The following is a 26780-nucleotide window of genomic DNA, read 5'->3' as shown; positions in this document are numbered from 1 at the left end:
CGGAATTTCAACAACACTACTCCGGGTATCGGGTGCCGACGAACACAGATACGCAAGATAGGGTCCGGCGGGTACTACAGTCAGGCGAGATACACCCCCACAGACACCACAACACGCAAGAAACCCGCGACACCCACAACCCACAGCAGAACACCACCCACGCCCCACAGCGGGACACCGTTTGACGGCAGACAATAAAACGGGGCGGGTGTCCCGGGAGCCCTGTCACAGGACCCCGGACACCCGCCCCGATTCACACGCGGACCGCGGACGGCACCGGCCCGACCAGGCACCAAACCGGACAGGCCGGTTACCTGCCGGCCACCACACGAATCGGCCGGATTGGCCGGCCTACCTGGCTTTCACCGCGTACCAGCCGATACCCTCCGAACGCCAGCCTGCCTTCACCAGGGCGGCATCCTCCCTCGGATCGGCCGTGTAATTATGCGTACCGGTCCGGGCGTACCGGTTGTACTCACGCAGCACCTTCACCCTGCCGCCCGAATACCAGCCGACACCCTCTGCACGCCAACCCGCCTTCACCAGGGCGGCACGCTCCCTGACACTCATCGTGTAATGATGGTCACCACCCGGAACATACGGGTTATACAACCGGTACACCGGAGCGCCGGACACCGGAGCAACCCAGCCCGTACCCTCCGAACGCCAACCCACCCTCACCAGCGAATCACGCTCCACCAGCGACGACGTATAGAAATGCTCACCCGTAAACCGGTTATACAACCGGAACATCACCGCCGTGTCCCAGCAGCCACCGTCACCGGCGTCCACCCCGGGCAGGCGCCCTGGCCGTCCACCAGGGACACCGTATGCGAACCCACCTTCAAACCAGCCGGCACGATCGCATCGAAATAATACCGGCCGTCCGACGCCTTCTTCACCATCACGTACGGGGCGCCGTCCGGGCCCGACAGACGCTGCGGGCTGCTATAGATGTACGCGGACCAGAACAGGCTATTCGCATCAGCCTTCCCACGCGCCGCCTTCTTCAACCCGTCCACATAGAAACGCGCCACACTGCCCTGCGTCACCACGCCCGCATCCACGGACAACAAACCCTTCGCCGACCCGGGCAACCCCGACACCGACGACACCACGGCAGGCTCCACACCAGTACGAAAATCAGGAACAGCAACAGTTACAAAATGACCGTCACTACCCCAGCCGCAGGATCCGCCCCGAGCAGTCAACAATACTATCGTCGATGTACGGGATGACGGTGTTGCAGTACGTCTTCTTGTCTTTGTCTGTCCTGTATTTGTCCGCCTTGCACTGCTGGACAGCCTTGCTGGAGTCCTTCAAGTGAGTGCAACGTCACACCCATCTTCAGGCGACGTACGTCAACTTTGGTCGTCTTGCGTACGCCCTTCTTGTACAGGTCGGACGCGACAGAATCGACAGCATCATTGAAGGACCAGTCCGGCCAGTCCCACGAGCGGTCCGTGGACTCCGGGTCCTTCGAATTGCCGTACAGGGGTGTTCGCGTCCAAGCCGATCAACGCGGTATCATGATGCCCCTTCCACACGCCAGACTTCGCAAGCGGCTGGGGATCATCATCAAAATGCCACCACGCTTGGTAGGTCATTTCGCCGGCCATATCGTCCCAGTCCTCAGTTGTTGTGCCGTAGATGCGCTGGTAGTCCTCCGGCGTCAAATCGGAATCTAAAACACCGCCGTCATCCACGGCACCGCAAGCACGCACAGGAAAGCCTCTGCCCGCAGTAGAGTAATATCCGCTCTTCGGCGTCACCGACGTCGCACGGCCCACATCAATCGAGAAGCACACGCCGTCGATATCCTTCGCCGGATCCACCGCAGCGTGCGAGTAGTCACCGGGGTCCCGTAAGCCACACTCCAGTGGTGATCCACAGTATAGGTATAGCCGTCCGTCGATTTTCCGGTCGTCGTGGTCTCGCCGCTCTGCTTGCCGTTGAGCAGGTACGACAGATCCCAGTCGAACGACACATTCGCCGTATGCGCGCCCACATCGCTCATCTTCACGTTCCGCAGCCACGACGACGGGTCAGGCACACCCGCAGGCTACGACGGCGAACTGGCCAACCCCAAACCACCCGACCCGGACGGCGAACCGGACACCGACGGGGAACCGGACGGGGAACCAGCCGACGGGGTCTGCACCGCACCACCCGACGACACCGACACGTCAGCCGCCGACGCCGACGGGGCCACCGTCAACACACAAGCCACCACACCGGCAGCCAGACAACGACCAGCAACACCCATGGCAACCTCCCAACAAAACTCTCCAATACAGCAGGAGGACCAACACCCTCCCACACCACCACAACATACCCCCTCGTAGTCAAACCGGCGAATCGCGGGTCCCAGCAAACGCCGCAACACTGTGAAGCGGACCCCATACACCACTCGCACGGCAATCGCCAACCGGAGCACCCACAACACCCGGCACCGGCTATCCGTGACATCCGCAGCACCTGCCGCAACCCATCCCGCACATCCGTGTTCGCGAACACCCGATACCCCGAATAGCACCGCCGGCATTCCGCGGATCGCACCCGCGATACCGGGCGCGCACGAACACCGACAACGCGGACACTGCCCGGCAGGCACTACAGCCAAACGAGATACACCCCCCACAAACACCACAAACACACAAGAAACCCACAAGCCAGCGCCAGTCCGCCGCTCCCCCGACACGCCCCCATGTCTCAGATGCACACAGCACCGGCTCAAGCAACGGAAAGTCCGACACGCAGGCCCGGCTCAAGCATGCCCGCATACAAGACTCATATCCGCCTATCAAGCATGCAAGCACAGCCACGACCAGAGCATCCGCGGATACCGGCCCGGCAGAACCCGGCCAACTGATGCCACTGATGCGCCACTTTCCTCGGCTCTATCAGTTGATGCCCAGCCAAGCGAGTCCTTCCCCGCGCCAGCCCACATTGTTCTTCAACGTCGCGTATTCCTGCATGTTCCGCGTGTAGATATGTTCACCAGAATACGGGTTGTACAGCCGCCATACCGGCACTTGGCCGTCATCGCGGACATACCATGCGATCCCTTCGTTGCACCAGCCGAGCTTTACCAACGCCTGATGCTCTTTGACGTCCAATGTCCAATTGTGGGTTCCATTGTTCGGGTTGTATTCCCGGTATACCGGCACCGCATTCGTGGAATTCTTACTGACGGCGACGAAAACCGTCCCGTCCAGTTTCCATCCGAGGGAAATCAGCTTGTCCCGTTCTTGCACGCTGGTTGTCAGATGGTGCAGTCCGTACTTCGAATAGGGATTGTACAGGCGGTACACGGGTACGCGTGTGCTGGTGCCTGAAATGCTCAGCGTGTTGCTACCCAACGCGGCGAGCGCGTTGACGAGGCCGGCTCCCCGGTATTCTTCGCTGCTCGGGTTGGGCAGCTGCAATCTACCGTATTCCGTTTTGGCTTCGCTCTTGAGCATGCTGGTGATGCCGTCGACCGTCGCCTTGGGGAATATGGATCGCAGGATGGCCGCCACGCCGACCACATGGGGCACCGCCATCGATGTGCCGGTCATACTGCACGTGTCGACAGACTCTTCCTCAGTGCTGTAATACGCTTTCGGGCATGTTGAGAGGATAGCGGTTCCCGGTGCGGCGATATCGATATGCTGTGCACCGTAATTCGACCCTTTTTCCCCTGTGTACCTTTCCAGCTGGCCAAGGGCGTTGCCACTGGTGAGCTCTACGTTCGACACGGTCACGACACCGGGGAAATCGCCTGGAATGTTGCGCCATCCGTCGGGAGCGACCGCATCCAGGTTCACGTTGTTATTGCCGGCAGCTGCCACAACCACGACGTTCTGGGATTGTGCGTATGCGAACGCGCGCCGCAACGCTTCATACTGCGCGGCACCCTGCACATCGCTGAGCTTGACGAAACCGCTGTAGCTATTGTTGGTCACCGCGAAATGCTTGGAAGCCGACCACATGACACCGCACACCAGGTATTCAGACCAGATGTTTCCGCTTGAGTTCGCGATTCGAACCGATGCGAGCCTGACTTGGGGATCGACGCCTTGTACGCCTGACCCGTTCTGGGCGGCTCCCACGATGCCTGCCACATGCGTGGCGTGGGACCATCCGGTAAGCTGGTCACCATCGATATCACCGTACGTTCCGGATGCGGTTTTGTAGTTGGTCCACGAGGCATGGTCCGTCTGGGCAATGCCGTTGTTGGTGCATCCAGCGGAATCCGCGCTGTCGATGTTCGCTTTCAGGTCCTCATGGGTATCGTCGATGCCGGAATCGAGAATCCCGACCGTCACGGTTCTCGATATTGTGGACACGGCCGATGCGTATGCGGTGTCGGCGCGAATCGCCTTGATCCCCCACGCGGCATTTTCGCCGTTGCCGACATCGGGATCCGTCGCCGAACCGCTGGAAACCGCTGTTTTCCCGCTGACGCCACTGGAATCGAGCCCATTGTCGGCCTCAGGGTCGATGGTCATTCGATTCACCGGTACCTGGCTGGTGCCGTCCGGTGTCTTGGTCTCTCCTTGTTCCGTAGCATCCGGCGATGCTTCGTCCCCGGAGCCGCCTGCCCCTCCTGACAACCTAGTGACCGATGGAACCACTACTTCACTGCCTTGTATGACATCAGAACCGTCTTTTTTCACCGTGTCAGTCGATCGACTGGCAGCCACGGAGTGGAAAGGAATAGCTGAGGCAGTAAGCTGGTCGGCGAGTTCGCGGGCAAAATCCGCATCCGTAGATTGTGCGAATAGCACTCCGATCTGTGGGTATTGCGCGAGAGGGACAGCGCCGAGCGTCTGCACAAGCGACATGGCATGCTCGAATTGCCCCGATTTCAGCGGTTTGGCGGTGGTGCCGAGATTGATGACAAAGTTTCTGGGCGCATCCGAATAGGCCGTTGCACCCACAATCCCGGAACTGTCGGATGAATATATTGTTGCGGCAGACGCGGTGATTGCGCTCGGCGCCAGCAGCATGGCAGCCGCGGCGACAGCTGAAACCGTGCCTTTGCAGATCCTGGAACCCCAGGCCATTGCGGCACGCCGGGCGGGCATTGTGAACCGATCAATGATCATTGTGCGTCGTTCCTTGTCTGGTACCGGGGTATCCGGCATCGGATTTCCAGAGGTATTCATGGGCATGTCAGATGAACAGCCTTCCCACTCCGCGTACCTTCCATCGCCACATGCTGTCGTATTCGACGCGCGGGGGGTACGCGTTGATGACCGTGTCGTTGCCCAGGTAAATCGCCACATGGCCGGGGTACAAGATGATGTCTCCCCTGCGTCGTTGATTTACCGGGACTTTCATAATACGCGGGTCATTCCACATGTTGTCCGCATTATGGGACTGCCACGGATTGAAGTAATGGTCGTAAGCGTTGTACGGGGTCTGCATGCCGACCGACTCCATGCCGGCTTGGACCAACCCAGCGCAATCCACCCCGATGCCTGGCTGGAGGGCATAATCCCAATGGTAGGGGGTTCCCAGGTACGACATTGCGGTCTGAATGAAAATCTCCACCGCCTGCGACCGTGTCGCGTCAATCGGGAGACGGGACTTCTGCTTATACGAGAACAGGCCGCTACCGACAGTCCGGACATCATACGCGGACACTTGATAATACGGAGCAGGGTTCTGCCATCCAATTTTGCCGCTGCGGACGAGTGTCAGCACGCCGGCGGAATCAGCGTGATACCAGATGCCCTTGTACGCAAGATATTGGTTGGTCGCAACGATTCCCGTGGACGGATTCGCATAATACGATGCACCGCCGATTACGAACATTCCTGTTTTTGCTACGGAATAGCCCTGCGCGGTCTTCATGACATAATACCGATGCAAAGCCCCGGAATATATCGAAGTCACCATCCAACCCGTGTCGTGGATGCAGAGACGGCCGTTCTGTTCAGCCAACAGTACCGTGCCATCTGCCAAAGGTGCCGGGGATGTATACACCGACCCGTCCTGACGTGCCATCGCCGAGTAGCCGGCGCCTTCCGCGGCGGTAATCAGACGGTTCTTCGCGATTGACGTATCGCCTTGCACCCAGTATCGTTTCGCGGATCCACGAGCGGATGCGACAAGCCAGAACGGTTGAATCGGCTGCGTTGATACCCCGGATGCATACCATGCGACGTTTTCGTTTCGCCACCCTGCCTTGACCAGAGTATTCCTCTCCACACTGCTGCGTGTGTAATGGTGTGCGCCGTTGTCTGAATATGGATTGTACAGGCGGTAGACCGCCTGCGCACGCGAAGAATCACTGGTCCAGCTTGTCCCCTCGGCGCGCCAACCCGCCTTGACCAAGGCGTCCCGTTCATCTGCGTTCACCGTGTAATGGTGGATGCCGCCGAACGGGTTGTACAGGCGGTAGACCGGCGTGCCGTCGGAGCTGGACACCCATGCCGTGCCCTCCCACTGCCATCCAACGGCAGCGATCTTCTTTGCCTCGTCAAGGTTTGGGGTGTAGAAATGCTCTCCACTGTACGGATTGTATAGACGGTAGATATTGGAGAAACTAATGCCCTTGGACGTTTCTCCCTGACCGATGACCGTGTTGAATGTTCCATCGGAATTCTTGGACGGACTGGCTGCGCTGGAAGAACGCGGAGAAGCCGCCTGAAGGCTGGCGCCGGCATCGGGATTTGCTTCGGGAGTGGGTACAGCCGGCTGATCGTCCTGCGGCACCTGGCCAGAACCATTGCCATCGCCCGAATTCGCTGTTGGGCTTTGGCTCTTTTCCGGCTCCTGCAGATTGGGAACCCCGGTTGAGCCGGTCTCGCCGTTGGACTCGGCATTCCCGTAGGACCCTGTATTCGCAGACGGATTGGAGTGCTCATACCCCTCGGAAGTATCCAATATCGATTGAGACGATGACGCCGTTACGGACGACGATGCGGTTCCGCTGCCTTCGAGCGCCTCAGCATTTGCAGCGAACGCACTTGTCCCAGGCAATTGCAAGGTCACAGCAGCGATAGCCGTAATAGCAACCGACGTGACCAATGGCTTCTGGATTTTCCCCATGGCTTCTTCCCCACAGGCAGCAACGGGTCCAATCCTCGTCGCTGCCACGTATCTATCAAATCGGCTGGTCGCCGAAATTCATTGTATAGGTATAGTCCTGTTCAAAATTCACAAACTCGTCCAGGCAGTGCCTTCCTGCCGCCATCCGTATCTTGGAAGCGTGTCGTACTCGTTCTTGCCTGTCGTATACAGGTGCTCGCCGTTATATGCGTTGTACAGGCGGTAGACCGTAGTCCCCTCCAATGGGGCGAGCCACGCGATGTCCTCGGTTTTCCAGCCCTTGCTGGCCAAAGTCTCATGCTCGATGACACTCGTGGTGAAATTATGGTTGCCGTCATTCGGATTGTATTCCCGGAACACCGCCTTCACATCGCTGTCATGCAGTTTGGCGATGGCGCCGGTCTGATACCCGTAGAAGGCGATGGTCTCGAACTTCCAACCAAGGTTTACCAGCACCTGGCATTCCTGAGAGGACACCGTGTAATGGTGTTTTGCCGAATTCGGATTGAACAAGCGGTATACCGGCTTTTTCGTCGAGGTTGCACCCTGCGTGCACGGATTGCGGAACGCACTCATATCAACCTTAGGCTGCGGACCGCTGATTCCCGCGACGCTGGCGGCATCCGTATACTGCCACCCCAGATCGGAACTGTTATACGGATACGGGTATTGCAATTTCGTGCCGTATTGGGCGACCCACGATGCACGACGATGCAGGGCATCGGTGTTCAGCTCATGTTGCAGCCGATATGCATTCGTGTATACCCGCAGGGAGTTGTCCGAGAATCCCGCCTGCTTCATTGCTGATGCGAAAGCGTTGAATATCGCCTGGTTCGTAGCCGGGTCTGACGGTGAGGTGTGCGTCACCCCATTGCTTTTCCACGACCAGGATTCAAGGTCATAGAAAATGGGATACGCCAGATTCGTCGCACCATAGCTCTTCAAGGTCTTGGCAACCCACTGTCCCTCGGCCTCGGCTTCGCTGGCATTGGTCGCATAGCTGAAGTGGTAGATACCGTAAGGAATGCCGAGCCTCTTGACTTCCTTGATGTTGTAGGCGAAGGACTTATCTAGCGTTTCGCTGTATCCCACGCGCAGAATCACACCGTTGACGCCGCTCGCACTCTTCACAGTGTTCCAGTCGATGTTCTTGACCAGTTTGCCGTTGCTGTAGGACTGCCATTCCGAGATATCCGCGACTTTCATGCCGCTTGCCGCGAACAGCGCGCCCTTACCATCATAAAAATCGCCGTTACGCCAATACGGCGACGAAGACGCCTGAAGAGACAACGAGCCGCTCTCGTCCGGCGACGATGCTGACTTGGAGGCGCTGGTTTCCCAAGAATGACGCGGATTCGGCGGAAGGCCGTCCGTCGATTCGACACTGGCCTCGGGCGACTGGGCCGTATCAGCCACGGCGAACGATGCCGGCACCAGCATCAGTAGCGATACCGCCGCCGCGACTGCACGGATGACGGCCTTCCCGTTGAAGTGCATCTCAGTCAGCTTGCCCATTCCGTTCTCCTCAGCGTTCAACAACTGAATCCCTACTCATAACGATACAGGCAACTATACCTTTGCGCCGGGCGTTTCCGAACCGTCACGGCGCACTCCAATCGAAACGCTCACATACCCGGTCAATCCTAGAAATATCGGTAAATAAGCCCATGATTTGCTGTGATGTACGACATTCTGGACGGCACATCACAGTGAGAGACAAGCATCAAGTTGGAGGAGCGACCATCATGAATGACTCTGTCAGCGCGGAGCATGTACGAAAACATCACGGTGGAAGAACAACCATCATCGCCGTGCTCGCCACAATCGGCATCACAGTATCACTGTCCGCAGTCACCCTGGGTGCGCATACGGCGACCGCCGCCGAACAGCAGCCGCTGGCAACGGACATCCTGCAGCAGCTCCCGGTCAGCGAACGGGCGTCCAAGAGCGGATACCAGCGCACGCAATTCGGGCCCGCATGGGCGGACATGGGCCACAACGGCTGCGACACCCGCAATGACATCCTGAAAAGAGACCTGACCAATATCACATATCGCAGCAACACCCATAACTGCGTCGTGGCGAGCGGTCATCTCAGCGACCCCTACACGGGCAAGCAAATCAATTTCGTACGAGGCAACACAACCAGCACCGCCGTCCAAATCGACCATGTCGTAGCATTGTCCGACTCATGGCAGACCGGTGCCCAGAATCTGTCGTTCGTCGAAAGAGAAGACTTCGCGAACGACCCCTACAACCTGCTCGCCGTGGACGGCCCGGCGAACCAGGAGAAAAGCGATGGCGACGCCTCACAATGGCTGCCATCGAACACGGGATACCGCTGCTCGTATGTCGCGCGCCAAATCGGCGTGAAACAGAAGTATTCCCTGTGGGTGACGCAAAGCGAGAAGTCCGCCATGGAAAACGTGCTCAGCGGCTGCCCCGCGCAGCAGATTCCCGCCGATTCGCATGACATCACCCTGTCCAATGATTCGCAGTCCATGTACCGCCTGTACAACAAGTACACGGGCGGTACATGTTCTGCTTCTCGCAGACCCGCACCGAGGCCTTCACCGATGGTTGGTATCCAGTGACCTTGCCGGAGACGGTGAAGGTGCCCGCTTTCGCATACGAACTCGCCTGAACTGAATCCCAGGTGACCTTCTCATCCGTCACATCGCCATTGCTCCACTTCGCCTTCACCGTAGCTGGCAAGGACGGAGCGACACCAACGACCGTCATCACGGAGGGATTCGTGACGGAAACAATGGTCGCAGGCGAAACAACAACCAACGCGGTCACACGGGTGTAAGGGCTGAAAACAAGGTGTCCCGGCACTGTGAACTGCCCGCCTGCCCTAGACGAATACTTGCTGGCGTCCACCGCATCCCATGCCACAGCTTCAGACTTGACCTGCTTATTCGAATACAGCACCTGGACGGAAGACGGAAGAGACGGCTTCTAGCCCGATTCGGTCGTCACGACCACAGACGTGACCGTCTTGGGCTGCGCGGCAAGCACATTCACAGTCACCGTGACCGGCTTGCTCCAGCCGCTCACCTTACCGGTCACTTTGAACGAACTCACCTCGAACGTGGAATACGAACTGCTGGGTACAGAATTCCAGACGACAGGGACCTGACTCTTGGTGCCGTCCGACTTGGTCGCCTCCACGGTCACTGGCAAGACAGGGCGAGTGCCGGACGTGGTCGTCACCGGCGCGGAATCCGCAACGCTGACAATGGTCGGAACCGTCACCGTCGGAACCGTAGAAACATCACTCGTGGCTGAAGCGACGGTCTTCACGTTTGCCTGCACATCACTGAGATAGTCCTCAGCTTTCTGCGAGTATCCAGCATATGCGGATGCGCCGGCATCAGACTGACAATCAAGCACCTGCTCAGTAACACCTTGCGCCACCGAAGAGGAGCTGTACCCGGCGTACTTGTATTCGACATACGAAGTGCCGAGCTTGTTGGTCAGCATCTCATAGTCGGTCACCGTGCCAAGCGACGTGTTCGGATTGATGCTGTACACAGCCTTCTGCGCATACCAAGTCTCGACACTGACCGGCACCGAAACAGAGTCGAGCACGCTCGAATCCCGGTACACCGACTCAGGGCCGCTCTTGTAGTAAGCAGAAGCGATCTTCTGGTTGTTTCCGGCAGTCGTGCCCGACGATGCGACATTGTCCGCATTGACCTGCGAGACAGCCATCAGTGTGTCATTGGTCAGATACGGGGTGAGGGTGTTCGTGCCATCATCGCAGGCACGTCCCCTGCCTTCAGGCAAATCGACACGGCAAGGTTCGTTCCGCAGAGTCTGGCGCCAAGAGATGATAGAAACCAGCGACTGCACGGACTGCAGGAAATTGTTCAACGAGGTTGCGCTGGTGGCTTTGCCGGTAGCTTTCATCTTCGGCAAAGAACTGTTCACAAGAATGCCGGCGGCATCGGCGGCAACCTTGCGTTCGAGCTGCGTTTTCCCGTATTCGGCCTTCCACTTGAAGAAGCCATAGGACGAATTTTTCAAATCCGTAGACAAAGACTCCCAAGTCGTGGCGTCGGCCACATACGCGCTGGACGGCGACGCAAATGCTCCAGCTCCGATGCGGGCTGAGGCCGCTACGATGGCCAGCAGTCCCTTACCTCTACGTAACCAATCTCCAGAACTGTTCATGTTCTTCACTTCCCTTCCACGCATTGAGGCGCGTGCCCCAATATTGAGCGCTTCAAGGGTTAGTGAATCGCCAATCGATGAACAATCAGGTAATCTGTCCGTGAATATCAGGAAGGTGCGAGTTGCGGCATGACGATACCAGCATCTCGCTTGTCTGCGGTATCCAACAGCGTATATTTCACCCTACAACGGAACCGGAAGCGTGTATCTCGCCTATCTGTAGTACTTCGCGGAATGTATCTTCACTATCTGTGTTCGTGAACAACCGAAACCCCAAGTACGACCCGCGGAATACCAACGGCCATACTTCCGGTATCGGGCACCGACGAACACAGATAAGCGAGATAGCCTCCGGCAAGTACTACAAATACCGCAGATACCAGCAACCACGAACACTGTACAGCCGCAAACCATTCAATATCTGACCAGAGAACGTTCAGATTACTGTCGCTTGAAACGCAATGGCACACTCCCAGCACGAGAGACATCATTGACCTGTATATCCCGGCATACACAACCCGACAGATGCCATCAAATCCCCGCCCATCAGACCAGCCAGCAAGACAACGCATGCCGGGACATACGCGACACAGCGAATGCCGCAGGGCACCTTCCATCTACGAAGCCGATCCGCCGCATCCAGCATGCTGGGGCATACACGACCCGGCAGATGCGGCGGAACCATGCGGCCATCGGCGGAGTTGTGCCGGGTTACGTGTCAGCAGGCATGTACAAGAGACTCGATTGTCCGGTACCCAACACCCTGCTACCTCAAGAGGATGCCAACGGCTCACAGACCAAGGCCTACGTGAGTCATATGTCCAGTCACGCGCAAAATGCCCGGGAAATCCACAGGCTCGGAATCCTGCGAATCCCCCGGGCATTCAATAGTCATCCGAGAATGTCAGCCGAGCCGTACCGGCACGTGTCGCGCCGCGGCATAGCGAACGGCAGCGGCGTCACCCGCCTGGCAGCTCACCGTCTGCGAGCACAGTCATCTGCTTGCTGAGTCAGCCGTACCAGCCAAGCCACCATTCCCGACTTCCCGACTCACTCAGCGGTCTGCAGCTCGGAACCTTCAAGGTCGAAGTCGGCCATGCGGTAGCTCTTGATGGCCGGATCCTCGTACGTGTTCTTGTAGTAGGTGTCGGTTTTGGCGGAGAAGCCGCTCGTATAAATCGTCTTCTCGTACTGGCCGTTGCTCATGAGCGCGCAGCCATCCACCATCGCCGCGGAATCAAGCGTGTGGAACAGACGGGAGACGTTCGATTCTTCGGTCTTCTGCGCCGGATAGTGGGCGTTCGTGTAGGCGGCGCGCACGAAACGCGACGGCGAGCTGTAATCACCCGGAATACCGCGCATGCCGGAGCCGGAACCCCACGCGCTGAGCTCCTGGGTGCCCCACTTGACAGGCTCAGGGACGCGCGGATCCATGCTCAGGTAGTTGCGCAGGTTCTCGGTATGCCAGTCGAAGGTCGGCTGGTTGGCGAGCACGTCGACGCCGTCGTGATGCACATGGATGCCGTCAGCCATAACCTCGATTACAATGCTGCGCTTGCCATCGCCGACGATCCAATGCAGCAGCGAGACCGGATACTGCTCGTTGACCTGCTTGGCCACGACGGTCACGTTCTTCAGGGCTTCCTCCACCTGATCAACAGTGGAGAAGCTGCGAGCGATCCAGAACGGCAGCTCGTAGGCGGCCACGTTGATCGTGCCGTCCACCGGAGCGTCCGCATACTGGGCGTATCCGGGGAAGTTCAGGCCGGCAACAGCCAAGCCCTCATCGTTGGCGCAGTCGAAGTACATCGGCATGCCTTCGACGATGATGCCGACACCCATGACCGGCTTCGGGTTAGCAACCGTCGCGTTGAATGCGACCGGCGCCTGGTACCCGCGCGGCGTCACGACGATCTTCTCGCCATATGAGAACGACCAATCAAGATTGCGGCCGAAATACATGTTGCCGTCTTCATCTGCAAAACGAACTCCAGTGCACATGTCACCTGCTCCTTATCAACATCAACGCTCCTCGTGGGAGCTTTGCGGACTGCGCTTGAGGGTTGACGCCACCGGTGGTTTCCGTCGGCTGTCGATGGTTGCCAATCGCCGACCGACTGTCATCGCATCCGACTCCAGCGCGGCGCCCCGTCGGCAACTCAACCAACAGGTTCAGCTGTCGAAGCCAGGCGCAACCGTGTTGCCCTCGCACATCCGCTTTGCTATCTTTCACTACTCAGCATAGTCTTCGCGAATCAAGCGGATATGGCAATTTGCACGCGTATTGTTAAGCAGTTTGCCTTGATATATCAGGGTTTTGGACGCATTATTACACCATAACGACTCTTTAATCACATAAGAAAACAGCAGAAGATTCTCAGGTTATTCTTAGGATTGGGCGTGGGGTGGGGGTCGCGGGAGCATGGAGTTGACGGGGGTGGGATGCGGGAGATTGGTTGACGGGTTGACTGGTCAGTACGGCCGCGAGATGCGGAGTGGGATGATGATGAGATGACGCAAAGGCATGGGGCATGATGACGAGGCGACGGAGCGAGTCGTGTCCCGGACCAAATCAGAGATCACACGACGGAATCGGAACCAGTCCGCACGAGTACTGGCCGACACTTGTCCGTCTGCCACGACAACACCATAAACCCGTTAGATTCCAATGAATTGCACACACTACGGCAATCAACCATTGTCAAGACATCCGCCCGAACCACCCGAATCATGGACCAAACCGGAGAACGAATCCCGAAAACAGATTCAGTTCACACAGGTGCCGACCGTCATGTACCCGTCAACCACGACCGCACCAAAAACCCGCAGCATCCCAACAATCCGTCAACAGACCCGAAACGAACCGCCAGGGCATCAACCATCCAATTGCCTGAACCGGTAGACTAAATCAGGAATCACACCCCAATCCCAGATTCAGTCCGTACTTAGGGCATTTCATCATGAAGATGGTGATTAAGCTAATTTGCCTCTCCTGCCGAGCGACCCACAACCATAGGATGTCAGCTTCTCGATAGCCTACATGCTCGGAAGAGGATGCCAGTTCTTCATCAAACAAGTACTTCAGCGTTTGTTGCTCGCGGCCGTCAAAAGCACTGATAATCTGATTGCGAAAGCCCGCTGCTGAGAATGTATATGAAAACATGCTAAGTTGCCTGATGCCGATACTGGCAATCCGGCGACGGCCACAATCCCGCGATTCCGTGACGCTTTCAGTCACCTGACGGCAGAACTGGCAGCTGCGTATGGCAAGACCACGATTCCAGATTCGACTAAGTATCAAACTATTCGGTAAGCACTGAACTCATGCGATTCAGTACTTACCGAATAGAACTGTCGACATTGCCGTATCGCGGATCGATTGTTGGTTAGTCTTGGGTTTTGCTGTTGTCTACGAGGCGGATCTCACCGTCGGCGATGCCCTGCAAATGCCGGCCGTACGGGCTCTTCCCGTACCGCTTGGCGGACTCGAGCAACTCCTCCCGGCTGATCCACCCGTTCTGGTAGGCGATCTCCTCGACCACCGCGATAGGCAGGCCCTGCGCCCGCTGCACCGTACGCACGAACTCACCCGCCTCGAACAGGCTGTCCATCGTACCCGTATCCAGCCACGCATACCCACGGCCCAACGTCCGCACCCGAAGCGAACCATCCTCCAGATACATGCGGTTCAAATCCGTGATCTCCAACTCGCCGCGCGCAGACGGCCTCACCCGCTTCGCATACTCCACCACACGAGCATCATAGAAATACAAGCCCGTCACCGCGTAATTCGACTTCGGGTGCGCGGGCTTCTCCTCGATCGACACCGCCCTGCCCGACTCGTCGAAATCAACCACGCCGTACCGTTCCGGGTCATCCACGTAATAACCGAACACGCTCGACCGGCCAGACTCGGCGTCACGCACCGCACCACGCAACACACGCCCCAATCCGTTCCCGTAGAAGATATTGTCCCCCAATACCAAAGCGCACGGGCCGCCAGCGATGAACTCCTCACCCAGCAGGAACGCCTGCGCCAACCCGTCCGGGCTCGGCTGCACCTTATACGACAAGCGCACCCCATACCGGGAACCATCACCCAGCAGACGCTCGAAATTCGGCAGGTCCTTCGGCGTCGAAATCAGCAGGATATCCCGGATGCCCGCCATCATCAACACACTCAACGGGTAATACACCATCGGTTTGTCATACACCGGCAGCAACTGCTTCGACGTCACCGTGGTCAAAGGATACAGGCGCGTGCCCGAACCACCCGCAAGAATGATCCCCTTCACGGCTTCCTCACCGCCCTTCCACGGAACCGCCGCGCACGGCGAGCTCCGCCTTCACATACGCTTTCAGGGACTCCTGCCAATCCGCCGGCGTGAAACCGGTCGCCTCAATCTTGCCCAGCGACAGCGCCGAATGCACCGGGCGCGGCGACACCGGACCCTTCGCAGACTCGAAGTACTGTTCGGTGGAGACAGGCATGACCGCATCCCCGTTGCCGTTGGTCAGGTCGAACACCTCGGCCGCGATGTCCTTCCACGAGCGCACGGCCCCCTCACCGGTCAGATCATATGTACCATAGGGCGCCTGCGAATCAAGCAGGTGGAAGATGGCGGTGGCCATGTCCTTCGTGAAGGTGAGACGCCCATACTGGTCGTCCACCACGGTCACATGATCGAGCGCCTGCCCCGGATCCGCCACACGGTCGGAAAGCGCCATCATCGTCTTGACGAAATTATGGCCGTCGCCGATAACCCAGCTGGAGCGCAGGATGTAGTGCTGCGGGGCCTGAGCCACGGCGATGTCACCCGCCGCCTTCGACTGGCCATACACGCCCAGTGGGGCGAAAGGCTCGTCCTCGGTGTGTTCCTCCACCGTGCCGTCAAACACATAGTCGGAGCTCACATGCACGAGCGTGATGTGATGCTCACGGGCGACCTTGGCGAGCAACGCAGGGCCGCTGGCATTCGCCTTCCACGCGGCGGTGCGCCCCTCCCTGGTCTCCGCCTTGTCGACCGCCGTATACGCGCCGGCGTTGATGATGGTGCCATACAGGTCCCAATCGAATTGATTGTAGGCAGCCGGGTCGGAGAAATCGAAGGTGTCGATGTCATGGTACTCGAAACCGTGCAGGTCGTGCGCCTCGGCGTACTCCTTGATGGCGCGGCCCAACTGGCCGTATGCGCCGGTGACGAGCGTGCGCTTCGGCATCATCGGCTTCGCGTCCTTGAGGAACGGATGGTGCAGGTCGGCCTCGGAGCGTTCCGACTCCTCCAGCGGGATGGGCCACTGGATGTTCAGCGTCGGGTCCGCGAGGTTCACGAAGGTGTACGTCTTCTTCTGCTCCAGGCTCCAATGCGCGTTGACGAGATAGGTGTACGCGGTACCGTCCTCCAACGTCTGGAAGGAATTGCCCACGCCACGCGGCACGAAAATCGCCTTCGACGGGTCAAGCGTGCAGGTGTAGACCTGACCGAAGGTGTCGCCGGGACGCAAATCCACCCACGCGCCGAACACACTGCCCGTCGCGATCGAAATGTACTTGTCCCACGGCTCCGCATGAATGCCGCGGGTCACGCCACGCTTCGTGTTGAAGCTGATGTTGTTCTGCACCGGACCGAAATCCGGCAGACCGAGGGCGACTTCCTTCGCGCGCTGCCAATTCTCCTTGAACCAGCCACGGTTATCCCCATGCACCGGCAGATCAAACACGATCAACCCCGGGATATTCGTCCGTACGGCCTTCAAATCCTTCTCGAAATCCATGAATACGCCTTCCCTAAACCTTTCCTACATTCCCACGCTTCCAACTGCTATCATGCCGACAGCCACGACGGCAACCCAACCGCAGACACCACACGGGGGCGGATGCCAGACGATACCGCACGACACCCGCCCCGCAGGCTCACTGCCCCTGGCGCTTGTAGCGCTCCTCGGTCGCGGCCTTGGTCTTCTCCCACCACTGCGGGTTGCTCGTGTACCAGTCGATCGTCGCCTTCAGGCCCGACTCGAAATCCGTGTGCTTGGGCTCCCAGCCCAGCTCCGTGCGCAGCTTCGTCGCGTCGATCGCATACCGGCGATCATGCCCCGGACGGTCCTTCACATGGTCGAACGCATCCTCCGGCTGGCCCATGAGACGCAGGATCATGCGCAGCACGTCGATGTTGTTCCTCTCGCCATTCGCACCGATCAGATACGTCTCGCCGATACGACCCTTCGTCAGGATCGTCCACACCGCGGAGGAATGGTCCTCCGTGTGAATCCAGTCGCGCACGTTCAGGCCAGCGCCATACAGCTTCGGACGCACGCCCGTCAGCACGTTCGTGATCTGCCGGGGGATGAACTTCTCCACATGCTGGTACGGGCCGTAATTATTGCTGCAATTGCTGATCGTCGCCCGGATACCATACGTACGCGTCCACGCACGCACCAGCAAGTCCGAGCTCGCCTTCGTCGACGAATACGGACTCGACGGATGGTACGGCGTGCTCTCCGTGAACTTCGCCGGGTCATCCAACGCCAAGTCCCCGTACACCTCGTCCGTGCTGATGTGATGGTAACGGATGCCATACTTGCGCACTGCCTCCAGCAGGCGGAACGTGCCCACCACGTTCGTACGCACGAACGGCTCCGGATCCGCGATCGAATTATCATTATGCGACTCCGCCGCATAATGCACGATCGCATCATGCCCCGGCACAATCCTGTCAAGCAGCTCCGCGTCACAGATATCCCCATGCACGAAATCCATGCGATCCGACGGGATGCCCGCCAGGTTCTCTAGGTTGCCCGCATACGTCAGCTTGTCCAGCACCGTCACATGCGTCTCCGGATGGTGATCCACCACCCAATGCACGAAATTCGAACCAATGAAACCAGCCCCGCCAGTCACAATGATGTTCTTCGGAACAAACACTTCAGTCATGCTTACATCATAACGACAGACAAAGAACTCACCTATTGGCATTTCCCACTACTTGCCCTTACTATAAAATGCCATACCTCGTATTCGCGTACACGGATGATGCCCTCGGATCGATGTATAAAGGGTCACTTTTTGTGTGCTGCCGTGGCGTTGTCGTAGCTTCCCCTGCTGGCTGGTATCCTATTCCTGCCCTTACGGCGTGGGGATGTCCAAGCGCGTCAAACGCCGCCCGGGTCTGGGCGCGGACGGCCGCGAGCTCGGCCGAGAAGTGTGCAGCCCTGCAACAGCTAGAAGGCCTTGATATCTCCAGAAGGAGTGATGCATATCTACCGGCCACCGAAAACGGACAAGCCACCGTGCCAACTGGTTATGCAGAGAACATGCTCAGCATAACCAGTTGGTATGGCAGATTTCGCAGGTCAACTAATCCAGCGGCTTGACTAACGGTCATCGCTGTGCAACCCAGCGCCCAGTGGACATCAGCCACATAGCACAGCACATCGCATCAATCAACGCTGTGCGTTAGTCTGGACGGCACCAGCAACTTCAACGGCACCAACACAGTTACTAGCACCAGCCACCTCAGCATCAGCATCACCGGACATGGAACCAGCCTTAAGCCAGACGCTACCAACTCTGCCATCGGTTGCACTATCATCCGCAGCATCCGCTCCCTGCAACCGCACAACCTCACTCCCCCGCGTCTTCGGCAACAGCAGCTGCAAGACAATCGCGACCGTTCCTCCGACCGCGATGCCGGACGACAGGAAATACTGAATGAATTGCGGTGCCATCTGAATCACTGAATCCGGCAGGATCATGGTGCTCACGCCGCTCATCACGGACACACCGAGTATCATGGTCGCCCGGTCACCCATCACAGTATCTTTCACCATTTTCACACCGTTCGAAATCAAAGTCATGCACACCATGGCAAATACGCCGTTGATTACAGGAGTCGGCAGTGAGGTGATGACCGCCATAAGTTTCGGGCAGAAGCCGAGACACACGAGGATGGCGCCGCCTGCAATGACAACCCGCCTGGATGCCACTTTGGTGATGGCGATAAGACCGGCATGCGAGGAGTAGCCGGTCATCGGAGTGCCGCCGAACAATGCTCCGACAAGACATCCGAGTCCTTCGTCAACGGTCCCCCGGTCGATGCGTTCATCTTCCATCGGCTCACCGGTGATCGCCTGCACGGTGAACCACGTTCCAGTTGTGTCAAGCAGCACGAACAGATACACGACCGTCATGAGCAGGCATGCCTGGAGATTGAACTGCGGGGCACTAAAATGGAAGACATGTGGCAGGGAAAACCACGAGGCCTGCCCGACTGCGCTGAAATCCGCGCCTCCCATGAGCCATGACACCAACGTACCTGTCGCCAGAGCAATGATGACGGAGAACATGTGGAGTATCCGACTGTTGCGCATGCGGTACTGGGCGATCATGCACGCGAGCAGCACAATGAACGTCACACATCCGCCGACCGCGTTCACGGTGAAGTCGCCGCTCGTGCTGAATACGCCTGCCACCGCGGTCGGCACGAGCGTCAGCCCGACGATGAGGATGATGATGCCGCCGATGAATGGCGGGATTGCTTTGCGAATGAATTTCGAGAATGCCTTCGTCACGCCGAGCAGCATGATGACAACCGCTCCGGGCAGCAGGCTGCCAATCATGGTGAGGATGCGCCCATGGTGGCGCCAATCGCACACAACGAAGCGAGTGGCACGTATGACGGCCCTTGGACGATCGGGTATTTCATGAATAGTCCGCTTTGCAGCAGTGTCGCGATACCGCACGCGAAGAAACTCATTTGCAGGAGGAACGAAAGGTCACCGCCTTTCAATCCGATTGCTCCGCCGAGAATCAGCGGCATGATGTAGAGATCCATCGACAGCACATGCTACAGTCCGAGGATCAGTGATTTTCCTACCGGGATTTTATCGTTGACACCAGCGATGAGATGCTGGCTGTGTTGTTGAGTCATGATGATGCCCCTAAATAATGACGTACGATTGTGGATTACAATGCTGGGCATCCGGCCGGTCCTCCAGATGCTCGCAGAATCAGATACGTTTTTGCCACAATAGGCAAGAACGCGAAATGGGAGGAGAAACGAGAATCAGTTGTCGGCAAGCTGCTTGCGTAGCTTGTCCAGTTCGGCATCAATCGCGCCGGCAAGATCCCGTTCATCGATGCCGCATGCAAAACTTCCATTGCGGTACACCACTCGGCCGTTGACAATAGTCGTCGCGATATTCTCTGGCGTGGAAGAATAGACGGTTGTGTCCCAGATGTTGGTGTATGAGGCCCTGTTCCCTGCGGGGTGTTCAAGGGGAATCGCCGCTTGATATCGTCATTGATGGATGAGTGAACTTAATGACGGGAAGAGCTAGGCGATGGCCGTAAGGCATGCGTTGGCATCATTGGAGGATAAAACAGGCGCGGGACCTGCTGTTGCTGGTCTCGCGCGGGCGGGCGGCGGAACGACGGGTACCGCGGGCGCGTTGACGGTGCATGTGCCCGAAGCTGCGTGAGGGATGTTACAGCCCCGAGGGCATCATCGGGCGGACGGGGGTGCGTAGCGGGCACTTCGCATGCATGACGGATCCCGAGGCCCACCGGCTGAGAATCCGCACGAACACCGCGCAGGAACGCGAGGACCTGGGGATCAAGCGGCGCACCTCGCCCCGTGGTCGCGTCCCCGCCCACGGGCGGGCTACGGCGGCTGGCCGGTGCGGCTCTGATGGAAGCGGACGGGAATGGCCCACAGGCCGGCGCCTATGAAGCCCGGAGCACACGTTCCCGACCGGGTCGCGCCCGACGCACACACGCCCGCAGGGCCGAGCTTGTGGCTGTCCGAGCCCATGCCCGGGCGGCGACGACAGCGCCACGGCAATGAATAAAGGCGACCCCTTCATGCACTCGACCTAAGAGACACTATCTTGCGGTATTATATTCCGGTGCATTTTGCAGACTTGGTCGGTGATTCCACCTGACGATGATGAACAGACAGAGTTGCTGACTCGTCTATACCTTGAATCTTGCCCTGTGGATTCCATTGCTTCGAAGATTTCACGATATGAGCACGCCTATCTCAGTTTATCTGCATTCGCAAGATATCTGTACTATGAGCAGATTATTGATCATCTGTTAGAGATTTGTTATGGAGATGAGTAAGGCGATATTTAGAGAAAGTATAAATGTCTACGGTTGGCGTAGCTAGGTACACGTATAATACTATATACTGAAAAGTCACTGTAGAGGGGTTCGTCTATGCATAGTACTAGTGTAATGTAGCTGTGATAGCGGTGTTCTTTCACCGTGTTTTAACTGGTTATATTAAATAATGGGGTAATTTTAAATTATTGCATCTTTAATGTGGATGTTTTTGGTGAGTAACATTGCTTCAATCATATGGGATGGAATGGTATTTTCAGGCATTGGAAGAGTATAGATATATAACAATTAGGTAAATAATTTTTAAGATTATTTCACTGATTGCAATTATTTTATTTGTTCGCCATAGTGATGATTATCTCATCTATGGAGTAATACTAGCCTTAGTGACATGTGGGAACAATGTATTCAATATCATCCGGCTGAGAAAAGAAATTAGATTTAGCAGCAAAGAGAAGCTATGCATAATAAGGCATGTGAAACCGCTTATATCATTTGCGCTATTGGCATTGCCTCGTCTGTCTATTTGTCATTTGATACAACCTTGTTGGGCTTCTGCTCGCCTGACAATAGCCAGGTTGCGTTGTATCAGTTGGCAAGCAAGATAAAGGGGGCGGTGTTTGCTATTGTATTTGCTGTAATAAATACATTGGTATCGCGTCTATCTTATAATATTACCAATGATAAGCAAAAGTATTATTCATTGCTAAAAAAATCAATTATGATATTATCGGAAGTAAATCTTGGGATATCGTGTTTTTGGCTGTATTCGGAAAAGAGATATCAGTATTAGCTTCTTCTGAAAAATATGTTAATGCAGCAATGCCTTTGCGTATTGTTGCGTTCGCCGGGTTCTTAAGCAGTGTCAATGCGATAACCGGATTCTGCATATTGACGCCCATGGGTAGAGAAAAGCACTTGGCGATAGCAAACACTGTAGGCGTGCCTGTTAGTCTGATTCTGAACTTGGTTCTTGACTGGTCGTGAGGTGCGGTCGGAGCGGCGGTAGCTGTCCTGGTGTCTGAAGGCTGTATTTTTATTGTTCAGTTTGCGTCGTCTATTGATGTTTTCCACTCGTTAAAAATTGGAAAAGATGTCGTGAAATCGTTTTTATCGCACCTACTTCCTACGTTGACATCGATATTCGGTGAGTGGACATTGTCGAGCAAAGTTCATGGCTCGCCCGAGGGTTCGTCGTTTATCGTGATTTGTACGGGATTATTTGTGTATTTACTTACATGGCTCTTGGTTTCCAGTGTTATGAAGAGTGCAGTATTTTGCTACGCGAGAAGTAGAAGTATAATGATGAATAACCTGAAAAGAAAACAGGTAAATGATGTAACAAAATGATTGTAATATGAAGATAAGATCTTTTCAGATATGCTCGATTGTCGTGAATGATTATTTTCATTGAATACAGCGCATGAGGTATTGTGGCAATGAGGATTACTCTGCATGGAATTCAGTCATTTTTTTCTTTTTTGCGCCGCTGGTTGCTGATTTGAATTCAAAGCGACTACCTTAACGTTTGCATTGTGAACGAATACTCAAAGAATGGCGGCTTGTTACGACGTAATGAGGTGCCCACGATTAACAACTCAGAGGCGTCTACTATCGATGAAAATTCGTGAAACAATCTAGCTGTACTTTTCGCGTGCAGGCACTCGAGCCCCGAACAAAATCAGTATCAGGCTCCGACACGGTCACCAGATAATGGAAGCATGAACACATTCCACGAGACCATCTACGTGCAGGCAAGGGGACCGTACCCAGACAAGTCATGAGACGAGGACGCACCACCTGGTTCACAATCCTCCTGCACCTGCTCCACCGGGCACGATACCGAACGCGCGCAGGTCACCATCATCCGAAAGATACAGTCCTTGCCTGCGCTGCTGCATAACAGCCTGGCGTGGGACCCCGATGCCCGAACGCACCTTGCACCTGCACGTGTTCACCGCGCTTGGCATACAGTCTACTTCTGCGACCCACGCAGCCCATGGCAGCGTGGCACCGATGAGAACATCAACGGTCTGCCGCACCGACACTCCTCCAAAGCTCTGATTTGCCCAGTTATGCCACAGACCACGACGCAGTTGCTAACGAACCCGACGACAGGTCCCCAATGCTCTCGGTTATATGAAACCCAGCGAGAAAATCCTTGAGCTAATCGACAACAAGTCACAGGAGCCAACGTCGACCGATACCATGGACATAAACAGACAACAAAGCTGTTGCGACCACCACTAGAATCCGCCGACAGCCTGCACCAAAACACACGAATTATATCCATTCGCCCGCCGACAACTGACCGCAAGATAATATCGGCGCAGCACCTCAGTCCATACTCTTGTAATCCTTACGAAATACAACCACATCGAAGATCCCACACCACACACAGAAAAGGGTCTATCGTACTGTCATCATGCTTTTTCACTAATCCGTATGACATCAAACTGCTGATGACGTCGTATCTCCTCGCCAGTAAGAATCAGCAGTATATTACAGTGCTATCACCCTCTGCCAAACAAATCGTGTGGTGCGCAGCCCAAGCCACGCACCACACCAACCCGCTACCGACCGGCTACTTCACCGTCACTGCCAGCTGATACGTGGCATCACCCGTGGTGACGCTCACGGTGCTGGTGCCGGCAGTCACGCCGACAATCAGGCCGGTTCCGGTGACAGCGACCGCTGCCCCGTCGGACCACCACTTCGCATCGGGCATGCTCACGGTCTTGCCGTTCACACCAAGCTGCACGGTCTTACCGGAGGTAATGGCGAGCGCACCGTCCGCCACCCCGTCACCGGTGATACCGTCGGCCGCCGGCGGCACCGTCTGGCAGCTCAGCGTATTCAGTGTGTCGCCTCCGGTCCATGCCATGGTTCCTTTCAGTTCCATGCCTGCCTGCTGGGCTCCGGGGGTTTGTTGCGAGCCGCCGTCGTTGAAGATCACGCGGTAGGTGCCGGTTCCCAGATCGGGAACTTCGTACCGGTACATGCCGGCTTTCGCGCAACCATCATCAGCGGTCAGCTGGGTCATGGCGACACCCGGCCATGTCGCGTTGCTCTTCGCCGAGGCGCCGTCGCCGGTGTATACGTAGGCATACAACGCGTTCCAGCCGCTCGGCTTTGACGCGTACACCACGTTCTTGGTTTCGCTGCCGGTCTGGCTTGCGGTCACGGTCATGTCAACGGTCGCGGTGACCTTTCCAACGCTCGCGGTAATGGTCGTAGTACCGGCTTTGAGCGCCGAAACACGGCCGTTGGCATCCACCGTGGCAATCAATGGACTGGATGAAGCCCAGGTAACCGTACCGGTTGCCGTGCTCGGCGTGACGGCGGCCGTCAGTTGTGCAGTTGTCCCGGTGCTCAGGCTGAGCTTGCCGTCAGTCACGCCGTCACCGCTGATGGCCACCTTGGTGGCCGGGGTGCTGCATTGCACTGTTTCCAGCGACGTGCCCTGTCCGTTCCATTGCACTGCCGCTCCTCGTGTGAATGCCATGCCGGCGACCATATCCGCGGGATACCGGTTGCTGGAGCTTCCATTGTCCGAGAAAATCACGCGGTAGGTTCCGCTGCCCAAATCAGGCACGTCCACACGGTATGTCCCGGCTTTCGCACACCCGTCATCCGCGGTGAGCCGGGTCATGGCAACGCCCGGCCAAGATGCGTTGGAGGCTGCGGACACGGAACCATCATCCTTGTAGATGTATGCGTTGATGGCGTTCCACCACGAAGGCTTGGTCGCGTACACCACGCTCGTGCCAGTCGTTTGCCCGGAACCGCCTGTGCTGGAGCCGCTTCCCGAACCGCTTGTCTGATAGAAGGCACTGACCGCGTAGGCTTTCGCCGTACCAGCGGTGATCTTGCCGCCGGAAACGGTGATGGTGCCGCCGTTGACTTGGTCGGTGTAGGTGCCATTGTCAAGGGTGGTGTCCGAGCCGGCGAGGTTGACGTCGCCGCCCATGTTGGCGATCACCACGCCATCGTCATCGGCCTTGCCGTCCTTAGCGTAGCGCTCGACCATGAGGCAGGAGTTCTGGCTCTGGCAGTTGCGCAGGTACTCGCTGTTGCCGTTCATCTTGTTGCGGAAGTGGTTGACCGCGACTACGGCTTTGTCTTTCCACATATTGTCGCCGGCATCGCCAAGCTGGGACTGCTCGGCGAACTGTGCGTTGTTGCCGCCGGAGCCGACCGGACGGTTGAAGTACAGCGGGGCGCCGCCTGCACGGGAACCGACGATAGCCCAGCCCATGCGCAGCTGGTAATCGTTGAGATAGGTGGATTCCTTGTCACCGTTCGCATAATTATCATGCGATTCAACCCAGGTGACCAGCTGATCGTCCTTCGCGCCGCCGTTACGCAGACTCATCAGATTGCCGGCATTCAAGCTGCCGCTCGTGATGGCCGAACGCACGGTCTTGCCATAGTCGGAAGCCGTGGCGCCACCACCGTCGGAGGAATACTGGGTGAACATGTTGGTGTAGCCCGTATAGTTCAAGCCGTTGTCACCCTGGAGCACCTCGCCGTACTGGTACTGGGCGCCGTTCTTCAAAATGGTCTCCCAATACACGGAATGCTGCGGGAACTCGTCAGGAAGCTCAACGTGCTTGGCCGCATCGAAGCGGAAACCATCGACACCGTCATTGACTGCTTCGACGAGGAAGTCCTTCATCTTGTTGGCGGCGGCCTGATTCTCGGTGTTGATATCCCACAGGCCGAGCAGATGGCAATGCGTCACCTGCCAACGGTTGCTGTAGTTGATCTGGTCGCCGTCCTTGCCCGGGCAGTTGGTACGCGAGTGGAACAGGCTGGTGTCCTTCCAGTCACTGCCGATCGCGTTCCAATCGGACGTGAAGTGGTTGGCGACCACGTCAACGATGATACGCACGCCGTACTTGTGGGCTTCGGCGCACATATCCTTCAAATCCTGCTCAGAACCCACTACGAAGTTGCCGATGGTCGTGTCCGTCGGCTGGTAAACGTAATACCAGTTTTCGGCGAATTTCTTGCCGTTGGCGGGGTTCGCCTTGATGGCGCTCATCGGTTCGGTCTGGACCGACGTGTAGCCTGCTTCGGCGATCGCCTTCATGTTGTTCTTGATGGTGTTGAACGACCACATCCACGCGTGGAGGATTGCGCCGTTCTTCATATCTTTGGTCAAGCCGTACTTGGTGCGTGCGGCTTCGAAGTCCGCGTTGCCCAGCGTATCGGTATAGCTGTCGCGACCGGTTCCGGCGGCGAGCGCCGTCTGCGTCCCGACAATGGAGAAGCTGGCGAACAGCATGGCACATGCCGTGACACCAGCTAGAATGACGCGCATCATGGCATGTGGCGCGCGGTGACGCTGTGTTCCAACGGCGTCGGATGAGAGTTCAGTCGACCATCGACCAGTACTCATTGAGCCTCCTTGACTCGATGAAGCCGGGCA

17 protein-coding genes and 1 pseudogene are annotated in these 26780 nt (G+C 57.1%); 1 reads left to right on the top strand and 17 read right to left on the bottom strand.

The genetic code is table 11. From position 1 onward, the window contains the following. Positions 1 to 351: 351 nt before the first annotated feature. From ACZ41G_RS01535 to ACZ41G_RS01510, 6 genes are all read right to left on the bottom strand, one after another. Positions 352 to 753 (bottom strand): hypothetical protein, encoded by a 402-nt coding sequence (locus tag ACZ41G_RS01535; RefSeq protein ID WP_464145533.1) that lies wholly within the window; start codon positions 751 to 753, stop codon positions 352 to 354. Next, positions 753 to 1118, bottom strand: coding sequence for a hypothetical protein (locus tag ACZ41G_RS01530; protein ID WP_464145532.1), 366 nt, complete (start codon positions 1116 to 1118; stop codon positions 753 to 755). The genes ACZ41G_RS01535 and ACZ41G_RS01530 overlap by 1 nt, the downstream gene beginning before the upstream one ends. A 306-nt stretch (positions 1119 to 1424) precedes the next feature. Beyond that, complete coding sequence (locus ACZ41G_RS01525) at positions 1425 to 1835, bottom strand: hypothetical protein (RefSeq protein ID WP_464145530.1); 411 nt, start codon at positions 1833 to 1835, stop codon at positions 1425 to 1427. A gap of 1068 nt (positions 1836 to 2903) precedes the next feature. Then, a complete protein-coding gene (locus ACZ41G_RS01520; RefSeq protein WP_464145528.1) occupies positions 2904 to 4925 on the bottom strand; it encodes a S8 family serine peptidase in 2022 nt (673 codons plus the stop codon). Between the two features lie 235 nt (positions 4926 to 5160). After that, entirely contained in the window at positions 5161 to 7044 is a 1884-nt protein-coding gene (locus ACZ41G_RS01515; protein ID WP_464145526.1) for an NlpC/P60 family protein, read from the bottom strand. A gap of 108 nt (positions 7045 to 7152) precedes the next feature. Further along, entirely contained in the window at positions 7153 to 8559 is a 1407-nt protein-coding gene (locus tag ACZ41G_RS01510; RefSeq protein WP_464145524.1) for a GH25 family lysozyme, read from the bottom strand. 230 nt (positions 8560 to 8789) lie between these two features. On the opposite strand from ACZ41G_RS01510, the gene ACZ41G_RS01505 reads away from it, so the two are divergent. Continuing rightward, positions 8790 to 9638, top strand: a complete 849-nt coding sequence (locus tag ACZ41G_RS01505) for an HNH endonuclease family protein (protein ID WP_464145522.1) — start codon at positions 8790 to 8792, stop codon at positions 9636 to 9638. On the opposite strand, the gene ACZ41G_RS01500 is transcribed toward ACZ41G_RS01505, so the two are convergent. The 11 genes and pseudogenes from ACZ41G_RS01500 to ACZ41G_RS01450 form a co-directional block, all read right to left on the bottom strand. Next, on the bottom strand, positions 9520 to 9786 hold the full coding sequence (locus tag ACZ41G_RS01500; protein WP_464146165.1) for an Ig-like domain-containing protein: 267 nt from the start codon (positions 9784 to 9786) through the stop codon (positions 9520 to 9522). The two genes, ACZ41G_RS01505 and ACZ41G_RS01500, sit on opposite strands and share 119 nt — an antisense overlap. A gap of 99 nt (positions 9787 to 9885) precedes the next feature. Further along, a pseudogene (locus ACZ41G_RS01495) lies at positions 9886 to 9993 on the bottom strand (Ig-like domain-containing protein); the annotation flags it as partial. A gap of 12 nt (positions 9994 to 10005) precedes the next feature. After that, complete coding sequence (locus tag ACZ41G_RS01490) at positions 10006 to 11223, bottom strand: Ig-like domain-containing protein (RefSeq protein ID WP_464145520.1); 1218 nt, start codon at positions 11221 to 11223, stop codon at positions 10006 to 10008. Positions 11224 to 12273: 1050 nt separating this feature from the next. After that, positions 12274 to 13224 (bottom strand): choloylglycine hydrolase, encoded by a 951-nt coding sequence (gene bsh / locus ACZ41G_RS01485; RefSeq protein WP_464145518.1) that lies wholly within the window; start codon positions 13222 to 13224, stop codon positions 12274 to 12276. Positions 13225 to 14131: 907 nt separating this feature from the next. Further along, on the bottom strand, positions 14132 to 14386 hold the full coding sequence (locus ACZ41G_RS01480; protein ID WP_441495912.1) for a hypothetical protein: 255 nt from the start codon (positions 14384 to 14386) through the stop codon (positions 14132 to 14134). A gap of 223 nt (positions 14387 to 14609) precedes the next feature. Beyond that, positions 14610 to 15518 carry a glucose-1-phosphate thymidylyltransferase RfbA gene (gene rfbA, locus ACZ41G_RS01475; RefSeq protein WP_464145516.1) on the bottom strand — a complete coding sequence of 303 codons (909 nt, stop codon included), beginning with the start codon at positions 15516 to 15518 and terminating at the stop codon, positions 14610 to 14612. 7 nt (positions 15519 to 15525) lie between these two features. Next, the gene (locus ACZ41G_RS01470) at positions 15526 to 16998 is read right to left on the bottom strand and encodes a sugar nucleotide-binding protein (RefSeq protein ID WP_464145514.1); all 1473 of its coding nucleotides are present in this window, start codon (positions 16996 to 16998) and stop codon (positions 15526 to 15528) included. 139 nt (positions 16999 to 17137) lie between these two features. Beyond that, a complete protein-coding gene (gene rfbB / locus ACZ41G_RS01465) occupies positions 17138 to 18157 on the bottom strand; it encodes a dTDP-glucose 4,6-dehydratase (protein ID WP_441401698.1) in 1020 nt (339 codons plus the stop codon). A gap of 509 nt (positions 18158 to 18666) precedes the next feature. Further along, positions 18667 to 19842, bottom strand: coding sequence for a solute carrier family 23 protein (locus ACZ41G_RS01460; protein WP_464145512.1), 1176 nt, complete (start codon positions 19840 to 19842; stop codon positions 18667 to 18669). Continuing rightward, positions 19839 to 20057 (bottom strand): solute carrier family 23 protein, encoded by a 219-nt coding sequence (locus ACZ41G_RS01455; protein ID WP_464145510.1) that lies wholly within the window; start codon positions 20055 to 20057, stop codon positions 19839 to 19841. The genes ACZ41G_RS01460 and ACZ41G_RS01455 overlap by 4 nt, the downstream gene beginning before the upstream one ends. A 3873-nt stretch (positions 20058 to 23930) precedes the next feature. After that, entirely contained in the window at positions 23931 to 26750 is a 2820-nt protein-coding gene (locus ACZ41G_RS01450) for a starch-binding protein (protein ID WP_464145508.1), read from the bottom strand. Positions 26751 to 26780 lie beyond the last annotated feature (30 nt).

The organism is Bifidobacterium porcinum (assembly GCF_055378475.1).
The sequence above is the reverse complement of the archived record's forward strand: the minus strand, read 5'-3'. Positions and strand labels throughout refer to the sequence as shown.